General features: G+C 74.3%; 19 protein-coding genes. 7 read left to right on the top strand and 12 right to left on the bottom strand.

Translation table 11 applies throughout. The annotated features are described in order from the left end of the window. Positions 1-2: 2 nt before the first annotated feature. Both AB0J67_RS03465 and AB0J67_RS03460 read right to left on the bottom strand, forming a co-directional pair. Entirely contained in the window at positions 3-350 is a 348-nt protein-coding gene (locus AB0J67_RS03465; RefSeq protein WP_363475789.1) for a hypothetical protein, read from the bottom strand. Further along, entirely contained in the window at positions 347-1,045 is a 699-nt protein-coding gene (locus AB0J67_RS03460; protein ID WP_363475787.1) for a hypothetical protein, read from the bottom strand. The genes AB0J67_RS03465 and AB0J67_RS03460 overlap by 4 nt, the downstream gene beginning before the upstream one ends. A 237-nt stretch (positions 1,046-1,282) precedes the next feature. Here AB0J67_RS03460 and AB0J67_RS03455 point away from each other — a divergent pair, with 237 nt between their 5' ends. Beyond that, the gene (locus tag AB0J67_RS03455) at positions 1,283-2,968 is read left to right on the top strand and encodes a PQQ-dependent sugar dehydrogenase (protein WP_363475785.1); all 1,686 of its coding nucleotides are present in this window, start codon (positions 1,283-1,285) and stop codon (positions 2,966-2,968) included. Between the two features lie 33 nt (positions 2,969-3,001). Here AB0J67_RS03455 and AB0J67_RS03450 read toward each other — a convergent pair whose 3' ends face one another. The 10 genes from AB0J67_RS03450 to AB0J67_RS03405 all read right to left on the bottom strand — a co-directional run bounded on the left by AB0J67_RS03450 (position 3,002) and on the right by AB0J67_RS03405 (position 14,147). Then, the gene (locus AB0J67_RS03450; protein ID WP_363475783.1) at positions 3,002-4,096 is read right to left on the bottom strand and encodes an LLM class flavin-dependent oxidoreductase; all 1,095 of its coding nucleotides are present in this window, start codon (positions 4,094-4,096) and stop codon (positions 3,002-3,004) included. Positions 4,097-4,230: 134 nt separating this feature from the next. Then, positions 4,231-4,761, bottom strand: coding sequence for an NAD(P)H-dependent oxidoreductase (locus tag AB0J67_RS03445; protein WP_363475781.1), 531 nt, complete (start codon positions 4,759-4,761; stop codon positions 4,231-4,233). After that, complete coding sequence (locus AB0J67_RS03440; protein ID WP_363475779.1) at positions 4,758-5,819, bottom strand: aldo/keto reductase; 1,062 nt, start codon at positions 5,817-5,819, stop codon at positions 4,758-4,760. Before AB0J67_RS03440 ends, AB0J67_RS03445 begins: the two co-directional genes overlap by 4 nt. A gap of 20 nt (positions 5,820-5,839) precedes the next feature. Further along, positions 5,840-7,171 carry an LLM class flavin-dependent oxidoreductase gene (locus AB0J67_RS03435; protein WP_363475777.1) on the bottom strand — a complete coding sequence of 444 codons (1,332 nt, stop codon included), beginning with the start codon at positions 7,169-7,171 and terminating at the stop codon, positions 5,840-5,842. Then, positions 7,168-7,905 carry an ABC transporter ATP-binding protein gene (locus AB0J67_RS03430; RefSeq protein ID WP_363475775.1) on the bottom strand — a complete coding sequence of 246 codons (738 nt, stop codon included), beginning with the start codon at positions 7,903-7,905 and terminating at the stop codon, positions 7,168-7,170. The genes AB0J67_RS03435 and AB0J67_RS03430 overlap by 4 nt, the downstream gene beginning before the upstream one ends. Beyond that, complete coding sequence (locus AB0J67_RS03425; protein ID WP_363475774.1) at positions 7,881-8,720, bottom strand: ABC transporter permease; 840 nt, start codon at positions 8,718-8,720, stop codon at positions 7,881-7,883. Before AB0J67_RS03425 ends, AB0J67_RS03430 begins: the two co-directional genes overlap by 25 nt. Next, positions 8,720-9,781, bottom strand: coding sequence for an ABC transporter substrate-binding protein (locus AB0J67_RS03420; protein WP_363475772.1), 1,062 nt, complete (start codon positions 9,779-9,781; stop codon positions 8,720-8,722). The genes AB0J67_RS03425 and AB0J67_RS03420 overlap by 1 nt, the downstream gene beginning before the upstream one ends. Before the next feature lie 3 nt (positions 9,782-9,784). Beyond that, complete coding sequence (locus AB0J67_RS03415) at positions 9,785-10,294, bottom strand: flavin reductase family protein (protein WP_363475770.1); 510 nt, start codon at positions 10,292-10,294, stop codon at positions 9,785-9,787. 335 nt (positions 10,295-10,629) lie between these two features. Further along, on the bottom strand, positions 10,630-12,414 hold the full coding sequence (locus AB0J67_RS03410; protein WP_363475768.1) for an ABC transporter ATP-binding protein: 1,785 nt from the start codon (positions 12,412-12,414) through the stop codon (positions 10,630-10,632). After that, a complete protein-coding gene (locus tag AB0J67_RS03405) occupies positions 12,411-14,147 on the bottom strand; it encodes an ABC transporter ATP-binding protein (RefSeq protein WP_363475766.1) in 1,737 nt (578 codons plus the stop codon). The genes AB0J67_RS03410 and AB0J67_RS03405 overlap by 4 nt, the downstream gene beginning before the upstream one ends. A gap of 212 nt (positions 14,148-14,359) precedes the next feature. Between AB0J67_RS03405 and AB0J67_RS03400 the strand changes: the two genes are divergently transcribed. From AB0J67_RS03400 to amaP, 6 genes are read left to right on the top strand one after another with little or no spacing between them, the layout of a single operon-like run. Next, the gene (locus tag AB0J67_RS03400) at positions 14,360-14,827 is read left to right on the top strand and encodes an Asp23/Gls24 family envelope stress response protein (RefSeq protein WP_363475765.1); all 468 of its coding nucleotides are present in this window, start codon (positions 14,360-14,362) and stop codon (positions 14,825-14,827) included. Then, positions 14,827-15,210, top strand: a complete 384-nt coding sequence (locus AB0J67_RS03395; protein WP_363475763.1) for a hypothetical protein — start codon at positions 14,827-14,829, stop codon at positions 15,208-15,210. The genes AB0J67_RS03400 and AB0J67_RS03395 overlap by 1 nt, the downstream gene beginning before the upstream one ends. Positions 15,211-15,232: 22 nt before the next feature. Beyond that, positions 15,233-15,427: a hypothetical protein gene (locus tag AB0J67_RS03390; RefSeq protein ID WP_363475761.1), complete on the top strand. Its 195-nt coding sequence runs from the start codon at positions 15,233-15,235 to the stop codon at positions 15,425-15,427. Continuing rightward, positions 15,424-15,840, top strand: a complete 417-nt coding sequence (locus tag AB0J67_RS03385) for an Asp23/Gls24 family envelope stress response protein (RefSeq protein ID WP_363475759.1) — start codon at positions 15,424-15,426, stop codon at positions 15,838-15,840. The genes AB0J67_RS03390 and AB0J67_RS03385 overlap by 4 nt, the downstream gene beginning before the upstream one ends. Before the next feature lie 13 nt (positions 15,841-15,853). Next, the gene (locus AB0J67_RS03380; RefSeq protein WP_363475757.1) at positions 15,854-16,387 is read left to right on the top strand and encodes a DUF6286 domain-containing protein; all 534 of its coding nucleotides are present in this window, start codon (positions 15,854-15,856) and stop codon (positions 16,385-16,387) included. Continuing rightward, on the top strand, positions 16,384-16,968 hold the full coding sequence (amaP, locus tag AB0J67_RS03375) for an alkaline shock response membrane anchor protein AmaP (protein ID WP_363475755.1): 585 nt from the start codon (positions 16,384-16,386) through the stop codon (positions 16,966-16,968). The genes AB0J67_RS03380 and amaP overlap by 4 nt, the downstream gene beginning before the upstream one ends. Positions 16,969-17,064 lie beyond the last annotated feature (96 nt).

Raw genomic sequence — 17,064 nt, 5'->3', positions numbered from 1 at the left:
GATCAGGGCTGGGTGTAGATCTTCTCGAGATCCGCCTTCTCCGTCTGGTCGGTGCGGTCGAACTCGGCCGCGATCCGGTCCAGCGCGCCGCCGAGCTGCTCCCACTCGGTGACCGCTCCGGCGACGAGCTTCTGCACGTGCTCGTAGTAGGTCTGGTAGGCGCTGGAGTGCGCCGCGGTGGCGACCAGCTCCGTGGGGCCGATGAAGAACGCGGTCGGGCCCAGCATGAGGCCCTGGTTGCCCACCGGGTTGCTCTTCACCGCCCCCATGTCGTCCGACAGCTCGCGCCACTTGCCGGCCTCCTCACGGACGTTGTCCGTGATGACCTTGGTCGTCGTCGGGTCTGTCACAGGTTCTCCCTCCCCGTCGTGTCCTGTGCCTGCTGGAACAGCTCCAGTGCCGCCGACCGCAGCTGCGCGCTGTCGGCCTGCTCGACGAGCATCACGTCAGCGGTGATGCTGGTCAGCGAACGGCCCCGGCAGGTGCCCCGGAAGTGCCCGAACGGGCTGTGGACGGTGTGGGTCCCGTCGGCGGGTGCCTGCCGCGACAGCTTGTCGGCGCGGTACATCATGTCTTCCACATTGGACAGCATGCGCCAGATCTCCGCGATACCCGGTTCGGGCGCCTCCGGCAGCCGCCGCGGCGGCGCGGGCTCGTCGCCGCCCTCGGCGGCCCGGCGCTCCTGCTCCGCGAGCGAGGCCAGGGCCAGGGCGTTCACCATCGCGGTGCTGGCGTTGCGGTGGGCCTCCAGCAGGGCCGGGCCGAGGCTCTGCGGGATCAGCTCCTGGCGCCAGTCCGACCGGATGTTGACGTCCACGACGTCACCCCGCTGGTCCACCGCGACCAGCACCGAGCCGGTGCCGTCCGCGGCCTCCTCGTAGCGCGGAGCCTGGTAGCCGCGCCCGCCGACCTTCTGCAGGTCGGCCAGCGCCGCCGCGCGCAACTGCTGCGGGTCGCCGAGGAAGTCCAGGTTTCGCAGCTGGAACTCGTCTCGGTGCTCAGGATGCATGTGCCGCGCCCCCCGGTAGACATGTGGTGTGTCCATGCGGGTCCATCGTTGCGGCCTGGCTGATACACACCTGGTCTGCCGGCGATGTGCCGCGCATGGGCCCCTGACGATAGCGGGTGACGGCTTCGGCGTCCGTCCGGGCGGCGGCTTTCCCGCCGGGGCACCGGTCGGCACCGCCCGGGTGCCCTGGCGTCGCGGCTGTGACGAGGGCTCCGGGCGCTCCGGCCGGATGGGGGCTGGTGCTGGAGCCGCCCGCCTCGCTAAATTTCCGCAATGACGCCCGTCGCTCCGACCCCGGTCGCCGAGGGTTCCCGCGGTTCCCGGCTGCTCAGCGGCCTGCTGTTCGTCGCGGTCGCGGGTCTGGTCGTCCTGGTGCTGCGGTGGCCGGAGCCGCCGCCGGACACGTCTGCGCCCACCTCGCCCGGGGCGCTGAGCGTCGGCGAGACGACCTGCAAGTCGATCTCGCTGAGCTGGGCCGAGTCGTCGGACGACCGGGAGGTCGCCGGGTATGACGTCCACCGCGACGGCCGGGTGGTCGCCAGCGCCGGCCGCGACGCGCGGTCCGTGGTCGTCGACGTGGCGGCCGGCGGCGACTGGAAGCTCCACGTGAGCGCCCGCGACGAGGCCGGCAACGTGTCGCCGGCCAGCGCGACGGTCGCGGTGACGCCGCCGGCGTGCGGCGCGGACGCCAAGGCGCCCGCCTCGCCCGGCAACGTCAAGGCCACCGCCGACGGCACGACCGTCACCATGACCTGGGACGCCGCCAAGGACGACGTCGGCGTCGCGGCGTACGACGTGTTCCGGGACGGAACGCGGGTCGGCACCCTCGCCGGCACGGGCGGCGAGCAGTTCACCTTCATCGACTTCGGGGTGCCCGCCGACAGCCGGCACCGCTACCAGGTCAGCGCCCGCGACGAGCAGGGCAACGCGTCGGGGCGCGGCGGCGGCGTCGAGGTGACCGCGGGCTCGTCGTGCACGCTGCTGTGCGCGGTCACCGTGGTGGCCGAGGACACCGGGGTCGTGTCCGGGCTGGTGGAGCTGCCCGACGGCACGGTGCTCTACAGCCGGCGGGACACGCGCGACGTCGTCCGGCTCGATCCGCGCACCGGCAAGGCCACCCCGGTCGGTGCGGTGCCGGGCACGGCCGGCTCCGGTGAGGGCGGCGGCGTGCTGGACATCGCCGTCGCGCGCACCTTCGCCAGGGACCGCTGGGTGTACGTCTTCCAGTCGACGGCGACCGACAACCGGATCGTCCGGCTGCGCCTGGGCGGCGGCGGGCTGGACGGCGGGTCGATGCAGTCGCTGGTCGTCGGCATCCCGCGGGGCAAGGGCAACAACGGCGGGCGGCTGCGGTTCGGGCCCGACGGCAGGCTCTACGCCGCCACCGGTGACGCCGGCAACGCGCGCGCGGCCCAGAACCAGGCCAGCCTCGCCGGGAAGGTGCTGCGGTTCAACGCCGACGGCACCGTCCCGTCGGGCAACCCGTTCGGTGGATACATCTGGAGCCTGGGCCACCGCAACCCGCAGGGCCTCGCCTTCGACAGCCGGGGCAGGCTGTGGATGCAGGAGTCCGGCGGCGACGTCGTCGACGAGACCAACCTGATCGTCAAGGGCGGCAACTACGGCTGGCCCGCGTGCGAGGGCACCGAGTCGAAGTCCGGCGGCGGCTGCGAGACGCCGGGATTCGTCGCGCCCCGGCACATGTTCTGGGCGGGCGACCACGGCTGCGGCGGCCTGGCCTTCGTGCGCGACGTCGTCTACATCGCCTGCGCGGGCAGCACCCGGCTCCACCGGGTCGCGCTCGACGGCGACGCGTTCGCCGACGTGCGGGCGCTGCTGGCGGGCGCCTACGGCCAGTTGCACACGGCCGTGCCCGGCGCGGGCGGCACGCTGTGGACCACCGGCACCGACGGCACCGTGACCCGGATCCTGCGCATCACCCTGCCCCCGGTGGAGTGACCGCCGCCCGCGCCGGCGCACCCGCGCCGGCCTTCACGCCGGGACGGCGGCCGCGGTGGACGCCTCCTGCCGCAGCAGGGGCAGCAACTGCTCGCCCTGGCGCCTGATCTCCGGCAGGTAGGGCGTGTCGGACAGCACGAAGTGGGTGACCCCGAGCTGCTGGTACCTGCGCAGCGAGCGCGCCACGTCGGCGGCCGACCCGACGAGCCAGGTGGTGCCCGCGCCGCCGCCGCCGAACTTGCCGGGCGTGGTGTAGAGGTTGTCGTCGAGCACCTCCCCGCGCGCGGCGAGGTCGAGCAGCCGCCGCTGGCCGACCGCCGCATGCCGGCGCACGTCGCGGGCGAGCGCGTCGTTGGCCTGCGCCATCTTCGCGACCTTCGCCTCGGCGTCGGCCCAGGCCTGCTCGGTGGTGTCGCGCACCAGCGTGGTGACGCGCAGCCCGAACTCCAGCGGCGCGTGCTCGCGCCCCAGCGTCTGGCTGAGCCGCCGCAGCCGCTCGATCCGCTCGCGTACGCCGTCGAGCGGCTCGCCCCAGAACAGCTGCACGTCGGCCTCGGTGGCGGCGACCTGCTCGGCGGCCTCCGACGCGCCGCCGAAGTACAGCCGCGGGTGTCTGCGCTCGCCGCGCACGACCGGGCGCGGCACGACGGTCGCGCCGGTGACGCTGAAGTGCTCGCCGTGGTGGGTGACGTCGTGCTCGGTCCACAGCCGGCGCACGATCCGGATGAACTCCCTGGTGCGGGCGTAGCGGTGGGCCTGGTCGCCCTCGCTGTCGCCGTACGCGGCCAGGTTGTCCTTTCCCGACACGATGTTGACCAGCACCCGGCCGCCGGACAGGTGGTCCAGGGTGGCGGCGGCGGAGGCGAAGTTGGCCGGCCGCCAGTAGCCGGGCCGGATCGCGATCAGCGGCTGGAACGTGGTCGTCTGCGCGGCCAGCGCCGCGGCGACCGTGAAGGTGTCCGGCCGCCCCCAGCCGGTCCCCAGCAGCGCGCCGCCCCACCCGTGCTCCTCCAGGGCCTTCGCCTGGGCGGTGAGGGTAGGCAGGCTGTTGTGGTCGTCTCCGGCGTCGTCGCCGCGGTGGCCGGGGCGGGCCTGGTTGGGGATGTACCAGAGGAACTCGCTGCTCATCAGCTGGCCTTTCTGCTGGACCGGGCGATGTTCGGACGGGGGCGGCGGTGCGACGGCGGGCCCGGCGGAGGCGGGCGGGACGCCGTGCCGTGTCGCGGTCAGGGGCGCGACACGGCACGGCGCTGCTCAGGACGTCACAGCGCCGCCACGGGGTGCGCGATCGCGCCCGCGTGCGCGGCCGCCCACCGCGCGGCGATCTCCGCCCGGTCGGCCAGCCGCGACTCCAGCACCGCCAGCGGTGCCACCACCCGCGCACCCAGCTCGACGAGTACGCCGCCCAGGGCGGCAGCGGCCGCGTCGGCGTGCTCCGGCGAGGCGGCCACGGCCACCGGCACGGCGGTGACGCCGTCGAGCTGCCGGTGCCCGAACTGGTCCAGGAACAGCTTCAGCAGCCCCGTGTAGCTGCCCTTGTACGCCGGCGTCGCGACGATCAGCAGCCGGGCCGACCGCACGGTGGCGAACGGATCCGGTCCCGCCTTCGCGCCGTAGGCCGGCTCCGGCCCGAAGGACACGCCGACGATCTCGGCCAGCTCCAGCACCCGCACGCCGTCCGGTGGGGTGCCCAGCCGGGCCGGCAGCGCCCCGGCCACGGCCTCGGCCAGCTCCCGGGTGCGTGAGCCGGCCCGCGGGTTGCCGACCAGCACCACGACGTCCGCGGCGCTCACCGGGCCCCGCCCGCCGCGGCCGGGGCCGCCCCGCCGCGGCGGCGCTGCGCCGGATCGGTCAGCGACGGCGGGTGGTATCCGGCGTCGGCTGGGTTGAGCGTCGTGCCGGGCGGGACGATCGCGTCGATGCGGTCCAGCACGTCCGCCGACAGCGTCACCTTCGCCGCGCCCAGCTGCGACTCCAGGTGCGCCAGCGTGCGCGGCCCGATGATCGCCGAGGTGACCGCCGGGTGCTGCAGGACGAACGCGATCGCCAGGTGGATCACCGACAGCCCGGCCTGCTCGGCCAGCGCGTTCAGCTCGTCGATGACGGCCAGCTTGGCGGCGTTGGCGGGCACGGACGGGTCGTACCGGGCCGGCATCCGCCCGGCGCGGATGGAGATCGGCGTGGTGAGCCCGGAGTGGTAGCGGCCGGACAGCCAGCCGCCGGCCAGCGGGCTCCACGGGATCACCGCCAGCCCGTACCGCTGCGCCACCGGCAGCACCTCACGTTCGACGCCGCGGGCCAGGATCGAGTACGGCGGCTGCTCGCTGACCGGCCGCTCCCGGCCCCGCTGCTGCGCGATCCACTGGCTCTCCACGATGTCCGACGGCCCGAACGTGGACGTGCCGAAGTAGCGGACCTTGCCCTGGCGGACCAGGTCGGTCAGCGCGCCGAGGGTCTCGTCGAGGTCGGTGCCGGGCTCGGGCCGGTGCACCTGGTAGAGGTCGATCCAGTCGGTGCCCAGCCGGCGCAGGCTGTTCTCCACCGCCTGGAAGATCCAGCGGCGGGAGTTGCCCCGGTGGTGCGGGTTGTCGCCGACCTGGTGGTGGAACTTGGTGGCCAGGAAGACGTCGTCGCGCCGCCCCTGCAGGGCCTTGCCGACGATCTCCTCCGACTCGCCCGCGGAGTAGACGTCGGCGGTGTCGATGGCGTTGATGCCCTCGTCGAGGGCCCGGTGGATGATCCGGATGCTGTCGTCGTGGTCCGGGTTGCCCCGCTGTCCGAAGTTCATCGCACCGAGCGTCAGCGTGCTGATCTGCACGCCGGTGCGGCCGAAGGGCCGGTAGTCGACCATGGTGTTCCTCTCTGTGGGGATCAGACGGTGGCGGGCTGCCGCGCGAAGCGGTTCGCCGGGCGGGGCAGGCCGTAGTGCTCGCGCAGGGTGGCCCCCGTGTACTCGGTGCGGAACAGCCCCCGGCGCTGCAGGATCGGCACCACGTGCGCGACGAACGTCTCCAGCCCCGACGGCAGCACCGGCGGCATGATGTTGAACCCGTCGGCGGCGCCGCTGCGGTACCACTCCTCGATGGCGTCGGCGACCTGCTCCGGCGTGCCCGCGAAGGTGCGGTGCCCGCGCCCGCCGCCGAGCCGGCCGATCAGCTGGCGCACGGTCAGCCGCTCCCGCCGCGCCAGCGTGACGATCAGCGTGTACCGGCTCTTGGCGCCCTCGATCTCGTCCTCGTCGGGCAGGTCGGCGGGCAGCTCCCGGTCCAGGTCGAGATCCTCGGGGGCGACCCGCAGCGTGGTGGCGAGCTGCTTGCGGGCGTACTCGGGCTTGATCAGGCGGTCCAGCTCGGCCTCCAGCGCCAGGGCCTCGGCCTCGGTGGACCCGATCGCGGGCACGATGCCCGGCAGGATCTTGATGGTGTCCGGGTCGCGGCCGGCCTGCGCCGTGCGCTGCTTGAGGTCGCGGTAGAACGCCTGCGCCTCGGCGAGGGTCTGCTGGGCGGTGAACACCGCCTCGGCGTACCGGGCGGCCAGCTCCTTGCCGTCCTCGGACGACCCGGCCTGCACCAGCAGCGGGTGGCCCTGCGGCGGGCGCGGCACGTTGAGCGGCCCGGCGACCCGGAAGTGCCGCCCGGCGTGCGCCGGCGGGTAGAGCAGGCTGTCGTCGCCCCACCGCCCGGCGTCCTTGTCGCCCAGCGGCGCGGCGTCGTCCCAGCTGTCCCACAGCTTCAGCGACACCTCGACGAACTCGGCCGCCCGCTCGTACCGGTCCCGGTGGGCGGGCAGCTCGTCGAGGTTGAAGTTGCGGGCCGCGTCCACGCCGGCCGTGGTCACGATGTTCCACCCGGCCCGGCCGCCGCTGATGTGGTCCAGCGACGCGAACCGCCGGGCCAGGTTGAACGGCTCGTTGTACGTCGTCGACGCGGTCGCGATCAGGCCGATGTGCTCGGTCGCCCCGGCCAGCGCGGTGAGCAGCACGGTCGGCTCCAGCGTGCCGGACGGCCGCCGGCCGATGCTGTTCCACAGCACCGGGCTGTCGGCCAGGAACAGCGAGTCGAGCTTGCCGCGCTCGGCGATGCGGGCCAGGCGCTTGAAGTGCTCGACGTCGGTCTGCGCGAACGGGTCGCTCTCCGGCAGCCGCCAGGCCGCCTCGTGGTGGCCGACGCCCATCAGGAACGCGTTGAGGTGCAGCATGGTCATCCCTCCGTCTGGTCCAGGCCCAGCGAGCGCAGCAGCGACTCCCGGTACGCCAGGAACTGCGGCTGCCGGTGCGAGCGCGGCGCGGGCAGGTCGATGCTCACGTCGACGGTGAGCCGGCCGGAGTCGATCAGCAGCACCCGGTCGGCCAGCTTCACGGCCTCGTCGACGTCGTGCGTGACGAGCAGGACGGCGGGCCGGTGCCGGGCGCACAGCTCGCGCAGCAGTTCGTGCATGCGCAGCCGGGTCAGCGCGTCCAGCGCGCCGAACGGCTCGTCGGCCAGCAGCAGGTCCGGCTCGGACACCAGGGCCCGGGCCAGCGCGACCCGCTGCTGCTCGCCGCCGGAGAGCTCGTTGGGCCAGGCCCGTTCCCGCCCGGCCAGCCCGACCTCGGCCAGCGCGGCACGGCCGCGCTGCCGGGCGTCGGGCCCGTCCAGGCCGAGCACGACGTTGTCCAGGACCCGCTGCCAGGGCAGCAGCCGGGCGTCCTGGAAGACGACCGAGGACCGCTCCGGCACGTCGATCAGGCCGGAGCCCGCGACGTCGCGGTCCAAGCCGGCCAGCGCGCGCAGCAGGGTGCTCTTGCCCGAGCCGCTGCGGCCCAGCAGGGCGACGAACTCGCCCGGTCCGATGTGCAGGTCGAGGCCGTCCAGCACGGTCCGGGCGCCGAAGCCGCGGCGCAGCCCCCGGACGGTCACGGTGCGGGTGCCGGTCAGTCCGCCAGCGTGCGTCGCCATGACAGCGCCTTCCTCTGCGCGAGCCGGACGGCGCCGTCGGACAGCAGCCCGAGCAGCCCGTACAGCACCAGGCCGACGATGATGATGTCGGTCTGGCCGTAGGTGCGGGCCAGCTCCATCATGTAACCGATGCCGCTGGTCGAGTTGATCTGCTCGACGACGACCAGCGACAGCCACGCGCCCACCACCGCGAACCGCATCCCCAGCAGGAAGCCGGGCAGCGCCCCGGGCAGCACGATCCGGCGCAGGAACACCGCCGGGCGCAGCCGCAGCGACTCGCCCAGCTCGACGTACCGGCTGTCGATGCTGCGCAGCCCGTTGTGGGTGTGGATGTAGACGGGCACGAACACGCCCAGCACGATGGTGATGACCTTCATCTGCTCGTCGATGCCCAGCCACAGCACCAGCAGCGGGATCAGCGCCACGCCCGGGATGGCCCGCTTGATCTGGACCGGGCCGTCGACGATCGCCTCGCCCCACCGGCTCAGCCCCGAGATCAGCGCGAGCACGGTGCCGATGACGGTCCCGATGGACAGCCCGAGTGCTGCCCGCTGCGCCGAGACGGCGAGGTTCTCCTGCAGGCGGCCGCTGGCGATCAGGTCGCCTGCGGTGGTCACCACGGTCCAGGGCGCCGAGAGGGTACGCGAGTCGAGCCAGCCGGCCGCCGAGCCGATCGCCCACAGCGCCAGCAGCAGCAGCGGGCCGATCGCCGCCGCGAACGGGATGGGGCGGCCCGGTCCGAGGCGGCGCCGCTGCCTGCGGGCGGGCAGGGTCGCCGCGGTGGCCCGCGGCCGGGTGAGCACGGACGCGGTCATCAGGCACCTCCGGCGGCGAGCGCGTCGGCGGCGACGGTCTCGTACCGCCGGTCGTAGAGGTCCTCGGCCTTGAGCGGCTTGTTCCCGGTCTCCTCGGCCAGCAGGTCGATGGTCTCCTGATGCCGGGAGATGGCGTCGGCCCAGCTCGGCGGGATGTCGGCGACGCCCGCGTTGGCGACGATCCAGCGCCCGTCCTCGGCGGTCAGGCCCTGGTCCTTGACGTAGTACCGGTCGATCCACTCGTCGGGGTTGGCCTCGCGCCAGCGCCAGGCCCGCGCCCACACCTGGACGTACTGCCGGATCGCGGCCGCCTTGGCCGGGTCGGCCAGCACGGTGATCGGCGCGTAGAGGTGGCCGGGGTCGTCGCGCAGGCCGTGCGCGATCGTGGTGGCGCCGTCCTTGCCGTACTTGCCCTCGTACCGCTTGACCTGCACACCGCCGATCGGGGCGACCTCGACCTGGCGGCTGGCCAGCGCGTTGGCGTAGACGTCGCCGGTGCTCGGCAGCTCGATCAGCTGCACGTCCTGCTTGCTCAGCCCGGCCTTGCGCAGCACCCGCAGCACCAGCGCGCCCTGCGCCTGCCCCGGGCTGTAGGCGACCTTCTTGCCGCGCAGGTCGGCCAGCGACGCGACCGCGACGCCGGGGGCGATGCCGAGCCGGTAGATGGCGTGCTCGAGCGGGTCCTGGCGGAACTTGGAGGCGACGATCCGGGTGGGGATGCCGGTCCAGTGGGAGTGGATCGGCGGGATGTCGGCGACCGAGCCGAGGTCGAGGGCGCGGGCGCGGAACGCCTCGAGGGTCTGCGGGCCGCCGCTGAGGTTGGCCCACTCCACCTCGAAGGTCAGCTTCTTCGCCTCGCCGGAGAACTCGATCGCCTTCTGGTGCTCCTTGTCGCCGATGACGAGCCTCGTGCCGCTCGGCACGGACTCGGCCAGCGGCGTGTCGAGCGCGACCGTCGCGTCCGGTGGGTCGTCACCGGCGCACGCGGTCAGGCCCAGCGCCAGTGCGCCTAGGCCGGCGGACAGCAGCGCGCGGCGGCCCATGGTGAATGGCTGGTTCATCGGTCACTCCTCGGTGGAAGGGCGCAGGGAGGTGTAGCGGCCCAGGTGGTAGAGCAGGGGCGGGTCCTCGCCGTGGTGGCCGGTCAGCGGCTCGGCGAGCACGATCGTGTGGTCGCCGGCGGTCACCCGCTCGGTCACCCGGCACAGCAGCCAGGCGACCGGGCCGTGCAGCAGCGGCACGCCGTGCGGGCCGTACTCCCAGCCGGGGTGCGCGGCGAAGCGGTCGATGCCGCTGGTGGCGAAGGTCCGCGCGACGTCGTGCTGGCCCTCGCCGAGCAGGTGCACCGCGACGTGCTCCGCGCGGGCGACGGTCGGCCAGCTCGACGATGAGGTGGCCAGGCAGAAGGAGACGAGCGGCGGGTGCAGCGACACCGAGGTGAAGGAGGTCGCGGTGAACCCCGCGGGCGGGTCGCCGGCGGCGGTGATCACCGTGACCGTCGCGGCCTGGCGGCGCAGCAGGGAGCGGAAGGCGTCGGAGTCGATCGGCGTGGGCGGTCGGGCGATGACGGTCATGACGTGCCTCCTGGCGAGGACGACGGGTGAGCGCCACGCGGGTGTGCGTGGTCGCGGCGCGTCGGGCGGCCGTTGGTTCGGTCACGGAAGCGGCTGCCGGGTGGAGCCGGCATCGTCGCGGTGGGGTGGCGGAGGGGTGCGCCGCTCAGCAGCAGCCGCAGGCGGAGGTCCAGCCACGACAGCATCCCCGCGACACCGCGACCGCGGTGCCGTCGAGCGGGGTCTGCGTGCTGGTCATGCCGACGACGTTATCCGACATCTCCTACGGGGGAAATAGGAATTCCACTTATTGGGAAGTGTCGATATTGTTGCGAAATCTCGACTGCTACGCCCGCTCAGGCCTTGTCGCCGTGCCAGGAGCGCCACAGCGCCGCGTACGCGCCACCGGCGCGGACCAGCTCGTCATGGCTGCCCAGCTCGCTGATCCGGCCGTTCTCCAGCACCGCCACCCGGTCGGCGTCGTGCGCGGTGTAGAGGCGGTGCGCGATCGCGATCACCGTCCGTCCCTCCAGGACGGCGCCCAGCGAGCGCTCGGTGCGCCGCGCCGTCGTCGGGTCCAGCGCGGCCGTCGCCTCGTCCAGGATCAGCGTGTGCGGGTCGGCCAGGACCAGCCGTGCCAGCGCCAGCTGCTGCGCGTCGGCCGGGTTCAGCTGCCGCGCGCCGTCGCCGAGCTCGGTGTCGAGCCCGTCGGGCAGGGCTGCGTACCAGTCGGCGCCCACCGCCGCGAGCGCGGCGCGCATGTCGTCGTCGCCGGCGCCGGGCGCGGCGAAGGCCAGGTTGTCGCGCAGCGTCCCGATGAACACGTGGTGCTCCTGGGTGACCAGCGCGATGCGGCGGCGGCGTTCGGCCGGGTCGAGATCGGTCACCGCGATGCCGCCGATGCTGACCACGCCCTCGCGCGGCGCGTCGATCCCGGCCAGCAGGCGGGCCAGCGTCGACTTGCCCGCGCCGGACGGCCCGACGACGGCCAGCCGCTCGCCGGGGCAGATCTCCAGGTCGATGCCGTGCAGCACGTCGTGGCCGCCGGCGTAGGAGAACCGCGCGCCGCGTACCAGCAGCTGCTGCCCCCGCGGGGCGCAGGAGACGCCGCGCGGCTCCGGCGGGACCAGGCCGATGCCCAGCACGCGGGCCAGCGACGCGGAGCCGCGCTGCGCCTGCTCCATGAACATCATGATGTGGTCGAGCGGCGCGATCGCCTGCTGGGAGTAGAGGGCGGCGGCGACGACCGCGCCCAGGGTGAGCCAGCCGTTGGCGAGGAAGGCCCCGCCCGCCAGCAGCATCGCCGCCGCGGGCAGCGCGTAGCCGGTCTCCACGACGGGGAAGAAGACGGTGCGCAGGGCCAGCGTCGTCCGCCGGGTCGTCCACTGCCGCTCGACCCGGGCGTTGCCGACCCGGACCCGCTGCCCGGCCAGCCGCAGCGCCTCCACGGTCCGGGCGCCCTCGGCGGTCGCGGTCAGCGACTCGGTCAGCTGCGACGCCGCCTCGCCCTCGGCCAGGTACGCCTGCGGCGCGCGGCGCAGGTACCAGCGGGCCACCGCGACGGTCGTCGGGACGCCGGCGAGGATGGCCACGCCGAGCAGCGGGTGCAGCGCGAACACGGCCGCCACGATGAGCAGCAGCTGGATCACCGAGATCAGCACGATCGGCACCACCTGGCGCACGGTGTTGCCGACCGTCGCCACATCCACCGAGCTGCGGGTGGCCAGATCGCCGGTGCCGGCCCGCTCCACCACCGAGATGGGCAGGCGCAGCGTACGCGCGACGAAGTCCTCCCGCAGCCGGGCGTTGGCACGCTCGCCGAGCCGATTGCTGACGTTCTGCGCGGTGCGCCACAGCAGGATCTGCGCCACCACGCACGCCGCGATGACCAGCGCCAGCTCGTCCACCTCGGCGGCGGTCGCACCCGCGGTGACCCGGTCGATGATCCGGCCCACCAGCCACGGCGCGGCCAGCCCGGCTGCCGCCGCGGCGACGTGCAGCACGAGCGCGAGCGCCACCGACCGCCGCTCGGCGCGGGCCAGCTCGGCCAGCGACCTGCGCACGGTCGCCCGGTCGGCGACGGGCAGCGTGTTCGTCGAGGTCGCGGTCGGCGAGGTCGTGGTCGTCGCGGTGCCGGTCAACGCAGGGCCCCCACTTCGGCGGCGTCGGTCTCGGGTTCGTCGGCCTCGCGGGCGACCAGCGCCCGGTAGCCGGGCTCGGTGTGCAGCAACTCCTCGTGCGTGCCCACGGCGGCGACCCGCCCCGCGCGCAGGTACGCCACCACATCGGTGCGGCCCAGCAGCAGCGGCGAGGTGGCGAGCACGACGGTGGTACGGCCGGTGCGGTGCTCGTACAGGCGGTCGGCGATGCGGGCCTCGGTGTGCGAGTCCACGGCGGAGGTCGGGTCGATGAGGATCAGCACCTCGGGCTCGGCGAGCAGGTGCTGCGCGAGCCGGACGCGCTGGCGCTGGCCGCCGGACAGGTTGCGGCCGCGGGCCTCGACCGGCGCGTCGAGCCCGCCGGGCAGCGACTCGACGACGTCGTCGGCGGAGGCGGCGTGGATCGCGGCGGCCAGCCGCGCATCGGTGTGCTCGCCGCCGGCGCGCAGCAGCTCGCGCAGCGTGCCCGCGAACAGGTACGAGTCGTGGTCGGCGACGAGGATCCGGTCCCGGACCGCGCCCGGGTCGAGGCCGGCGATCGCCTGCCCGCCCCAGGTCACGTCGCTGGGCGCGTACCGGCCGAGGCGGTCGGCGAGCGCGATCGCGTCCCCGGGGTCCTCGGCGGCGACGCCGATCATCCGTCCCACCGGGACGGTGAGCCCGGACTGCGGGTCGTGCAGGCCGGCAGGCCCGTCGGGAGCGGCGCCCCCAGGGCTGTCGTCGGGCTGTATGCGCAGCACGGCGATGATCCGGCGGGCGGCGACGACGCCGCGCACCGTCATGAACCCACCTTCGAGCAGGAACCAGACCGGCGTCGACAGGATGGCGACGTACCCGTAGACGGCGACCAGCTCGCCGACGGTGATCTGCCCCTCGGCCGCCATCCGTGCCGACAGCCAGACGACCGCGGCCAGGAACAGGGCCGGGACGCCCGCGGTCAGCGCCTGCACCCAGCTCATGATGTCGCCGACGCGGTAGCCCTGGCGCAGCAGGCGCTGCGACCGGGCGGCGTAGCGGCGGGCGAACAGGTCGCGGCCGCCGACCCCGGCCAGGACCCGCAGCCCGGACACGATGTCGCCGGCCCGGGCGGTCAGGATCCCCAGCTCGTGCCGGTAGGCGGTGTCGACGCCCTGCAGCCTGTTGAGCAGCGGGCCCACGGCCAGCGCGACCACGGGCACCCCGAGCAGCACGAACACGGCCAGCATCGGGTCCACCGCCCAGAGCACGACGGCCGCGACCGCGTACGACAGGACCGCGCCGACGCCGGGCCCGGTCATGGTCAGCGCCCACGACGCCTGCGAGATGTCGGTGCCGCAGACCGTCGCGATCTCGCCCGCGGGAACCCGTCGCGGTAGCACCGCGCCCAGCCGCGCGACGTGCCCCAGCAGCACCTGCGACGAGCGCGCGGTCGCGTCCTCGCGCAGGAAGGTCATGGTCCGGTGCCGCACGATGCCCAGCCACGCCACGACGGCCCCGGCGGCGATGATCGCCGCGACCCAGGACAGCAGGGCGCGGGTGTCGCCGGTGCGCAGCCCGTCGTCGATCGCCCGCGCGATCAGGTACGGCCGGACGGCGAGCCCGATCATCCACGCCGTGGCCACGACGCTGCCGCGCAGGGCACGCGGCCACTGGCAGCGCACCAGCCACCACAGGTACCGCCCGGGGCCTCTCGTGTCCGGGATGCCGGGGTCGGGATGGGGGAGGCGTGGGGGCATGGAGGTCAGGCTACCGACGGCCGGGCCGCCTGGCGTGCGGGTTCTCAGCCGGGTGACCGTGCGGTGCGCCCGCGCGCCCACCCGCTCGCCTGTCGGCGCTCGCCGCGCGCTGCCGCCGCCGTACCGATGGTGCGAACAAAACTCACAAATCATGACTAAAGGGGGCGTGGCTGGGAACGAAGGAGAAGTCGCCCCGAATCGAGGAGTTGGCCATGACGCAAACTGTGGAACGTTCTCCGGCACCGGCGACGCCGGCCGGAGACAAGGAGAAGCTGCGCAACGACCGCCTGGTCACCGACAATGGCAAGATCAGCGTGGCGCAGGGCGTGGTCCAGAAGATCGCGGGCATCGCCTGCCGGGAGGTGGCGGGCGTCTACTCGATGGGCACCGGCACCGCCCGGGCGTTCGGCGCGATCCGCGAGCGCATCCCCGGCAGCACCGGGCCCAACGTCGCGCAGGGCGTCGGCGTGGAGGTCGGCGAGACGCAGGCAGCGGTGGACCTCGACATCGTCGTCGACTACGGGGCCAGCATCGCCGAGCTCGGCCGCAGCGTGCAGCGCAACGTCAAGCAGTCGATCGAGCGGATGACCGGCCTGGAAGTCGTCGAGGTCAACGTGAACGTCGACGACGTGCACCTGCCGGAGACCGGCCAGGAGCACACGCCCGCCCGGGTCGAGTGATGAACGCCCCGGCGGCCACGTCGCTGTCGCTGGTCGACGGCGTCGACGTCGACGCGGTGGCGGCCGCCGCCCGCGCCTGCCCCGGCGTGGAAGCCCTGGAGGGAGGCTTCCCGGAGGTGGCGACGTACCTCACCGGCCGCCGCGTACGAGGGGTGCGGGTGGTCGGCGACACCGTCGAAGTCCACATCCGGGCGGCTTGGGGCATTCCCGTCAACGAGACCGGGGCGGCGGTGCGGGCGGCGGTCGCGCCGCTGGCGGCCGGGCATGCGGTGCACGTGACGATCGCCGGGCTCGGCGACCCGTACGGGCCCGCCCCGGCAGGCGCCCCTGCGGTGCCCGCCGGCCTCGGCGCCCGCGACAGGTATCCGCCGATCGGGAGCTGAGCAGCACGCGAGGGAGCAGAAGATGAACCAGACCAAGTTCGGCACCGCCGTGGGGCTGGTCCTCGGCATCGTGCTGGTGTTCGCCGGATTCGGCCCGATGCTGGTGGTCGCACTGTGCGGACTCGCCGGTTGGGCGGTCGCCAAGGTCCTGGCCGGCGAGGTCGACCTCGGCCGGCTCGGCGAGAGCATCAGCCCGCAGCGCCGGAGCCCACGATGACCCAGGTTCTCGCGCGGCCGTGGGACCTCCCGCTCGCCGACGCAGCCTCCGCCGCCGGAACGATACACATCGAAGAGGACGTGATCGCGAAGGTGGCCGCGCAGGCCGCCAGCGAACTGCCCGACATCGGCTGCCCCACGCGGGGGCTGGGCCACCTGGGCGCCGACACCCTCGGCGCCAGGGCGGACCTCAGCCGGCGGCCCAAAGCGTCGGCGCAGGTCGACGGCGACCGGGCGTACCTCGACCTGGTGGTGAGCGTGCGCTGGCCGGCCCCGGTGCCGCAGGTCACCGCCGCGCTGCGCGAACACGTGCGCACCAGGATCGAGGAGCTGACCGGCCTGACCGTCCACACCGTCAACATCGAGGTCGCGGACCTGATCACCGACACCGACACCGGTGCCCGCGTGCACTGACCCTGGAGGCAGCATGAGACGGGTCGTCAACCGCCTGCTCGCCCTGATCACGAGCCTGGCGCTCATCGCACTCGCGGTGCTGGTCGTCATCGAGGTGGCCGCCGCCCTGCTGGGCAGGCCCCCGCTGGTGGTCGACTGGCCGGCGGCGGCGCGGTGGGCCCAGGACACCACGTGGGGCGACCGGGGGACGCTGGCCGTCAGCCTGCTGCTGCTTGTGGCGGGCGCCGCGCTCGTCATCGGGCAGCTGTGGCCCGGCCGGCTCAGCCGCCTGGCCGTCGACAGCCCCGATCCGGCCACCGACGTCGCCCTCAGCCGGCGCACCGTGGCCCAGGACGTGTCGACCGCCGTCCGGGAGGTCGACGGCGTCGTCCCGCAGCACGTGAAGGTCGGGCGCGCGCGGATCGCCGTACGGGCCGCGGCATCCACCGCTGACGACACGACGGCCCTGGCCGAGGACGTGAAAGCCGCGATCCGGCAGCGGCTCGACCAGCTGCACCTGCGCCGTCCACCGCGGCTGGCCGTCAAGCTGTCCCGGAGGATCTCATGAACGTCGATCGCTTCAACCGCGTCGCCCTGCTCGTGCTCGGGCTACTTCTGCTGGGCGCCGGCACCGCGGGCGTGCTGGCCCACACCGACGCGCTGGGCTGGTCCGCCACCGGGCGCCCGGTCGCCGGCGATGCCGTGCCCCGCTACCTCGACGCCAACCCGTGGGTGTGGCCGGTCGCCGCGGTCGCCGCCCTGGCCGTGCTGCTGCTGGCCCTGCGCTGGCTGCTCGCGGTGCTGCTGGCCAGCGACCGCCTGCGGACGCTGACGCTGCGCACGGATCGGCAGGCCGGCGACCACACGACGCTGGCCGCCGCCGCGCTGGCGGGCGCCGTACGCGACCAGATCGAGCGGTACCGGGGCGTGGCGTCGGCGAAGGTCCGGCTCACCGGCAAGCCGGAGCGACCGACGATGGCGGTCGCCGTCGGCACCGACCCCGGCCCCGCCCAGGGCGACCTCGGCTCCCTGTGCGAGCGCATCGAGCGCGGCGCGCTCGCCGACGCCCGCCGCGCCCTGGGCCGGCCTGACCTGCCGGTCCGGCTGGATCTCGACGTGGGCCGCCGCCGGCAGGCGCGCGTGGTGTGACGAGGCGTCGCCGCACCGCCCGGCGGCGGAACCGCGACAGGTCGCCGATCGCCGACGCCTGCGGATCGGGCCGGTGCGGCCGGGCGCGACCGGCCT

The sequence above is a fragment of the Catellatospora sp. NPDC049609 genome, assembly GCF_040675365.1.
In the GTDB taxonomy this organism is placed as follows: Bacteria; Actinomycetota; Actinomycetes; order Mycobacteriales; family Micromonosporaceae; genus Catellatospora.
This window is presented reverse-complemented; position numbering and strand designations above follow the sequence as displayed.

Excerpts from the sequence above, each read along its gene's own strand:
- AB0J67_RS03455 (WP_363475785.1), top strand. The coding sequence starts at position 1,283 with ATGACGCCCGTCGCTCCGACCCCGGTCGCCGAGGGTTCCCGCGGTTCC.
- AB0J67_RS03415 (WP_363475770.1), bottom strand. The coding sequence starts at position 10,294 with ATGACCGTCATCGCCCGACCGCCCACGCCGATCGACTCCGACGCCTTC.
- AB0J67_RS03450 (WP_363475783.1), bottom strand. The coding sequence starts at position 4,096 with ATGAGCAGCGAGTTCCTCTGGTACATCCCCAACCAGGCCCGCCCCGGC.
- AB0J67_RS03460 (WP_363475787.1), bottom strand. The coding sequence starts at position 1,045 with ATGGACACACCACATGTCTACCGGGGGGCGCGGCACATGCATCCTGAG.
- amaP (WP_363475755.1), top strand. The coding sequence starts at position 16,384 with ATGAACGTCGATCGCTTCAACCGCGTCGCCCTGCTCGTGCTCGGGCTA.
- AB0J67_RS03385 (WP_363475759.1), top strand. The coding sequence starts at position 15,424 with ATGACCCAGGTTCTCGCGCGGCCGTGGGACCTCCCGCTCGCCGACGCA.
- AB0J67_RS03430 (WP_363475775.1), bottom strand. The coding sequence starts at position 7,905 with ATGGCGACGCACGCTGGCGGACTGACCGGCACCCGCACCGTGACCGTC.
- AB0J67_RS03380 (WP_363475757.1), top strand. The coding sequence starts at position 15,854 with ATGAGACGGGTCGTCAACCGCCTGCTCGCCCTGATCACGAGCCTGGCG.
- AB0J67_RS03405 (WP_363475766.1), bottom strand. The coding sequence starts at position 14,147 with ATGCCCCCACGCCTCCCCCATCCCGACCCCGGCATCCCGGACACGAGA.
- AB0J67_RS03400 (WP_363475765.1), top strand. The coding sequence starts at position 14,360 with ATGACGCAAACTGTGGAACGTTCTCCGGCACCGGCGACGCCGGCCGGA.
- AB0J67_RS03435 (WP_363475777.1), bottom strand. The coding sequence starts at position 7,171 with ATGACCATGCTGCACCTCAACGCGTTCCTGATGGGCGTCGGCCACCAC.
- AB0J67_RS03425 (WP_363475774.1), bottom strand. The coding sequence starts at position 8,720 with ATGACCGCGTCCGTGCTCACCCGGCCGCGGGCCACCGCGGCGACCCTG.
- AB0J67_RS03390 (WP_363475761.1), top strand. The coding sequence starts at position 15,233 with ATGAACCAGACCAAGTTCGGCACCGCCGTGGGGCTGGTCCTCGGCATC.
- AB0J67_RS03420 (WP_363475772.1), bottom strand. The coding sequence starts at position 9,781 with ATGAACCAGCCATTCACCATGGGCCGCCGCGCGCTGCTGTCCGCCGGC.
- AB0J67_RS03395 (WP_363475763.1), top strand. The coding sequence starts at position 14,827 with ATGAACGCCCCGGCGGCCACGTCGCTGTCGCTGGTCGACGGCGTCGAC.
- AB0J67_RS03440 (WP_363475779.1), bottom strand. The coding sequence starts at position 5,819 with ATGGTCGACTACCGGCCCTTCGGCCGCACCGGCGTGCAGATCAGCACG.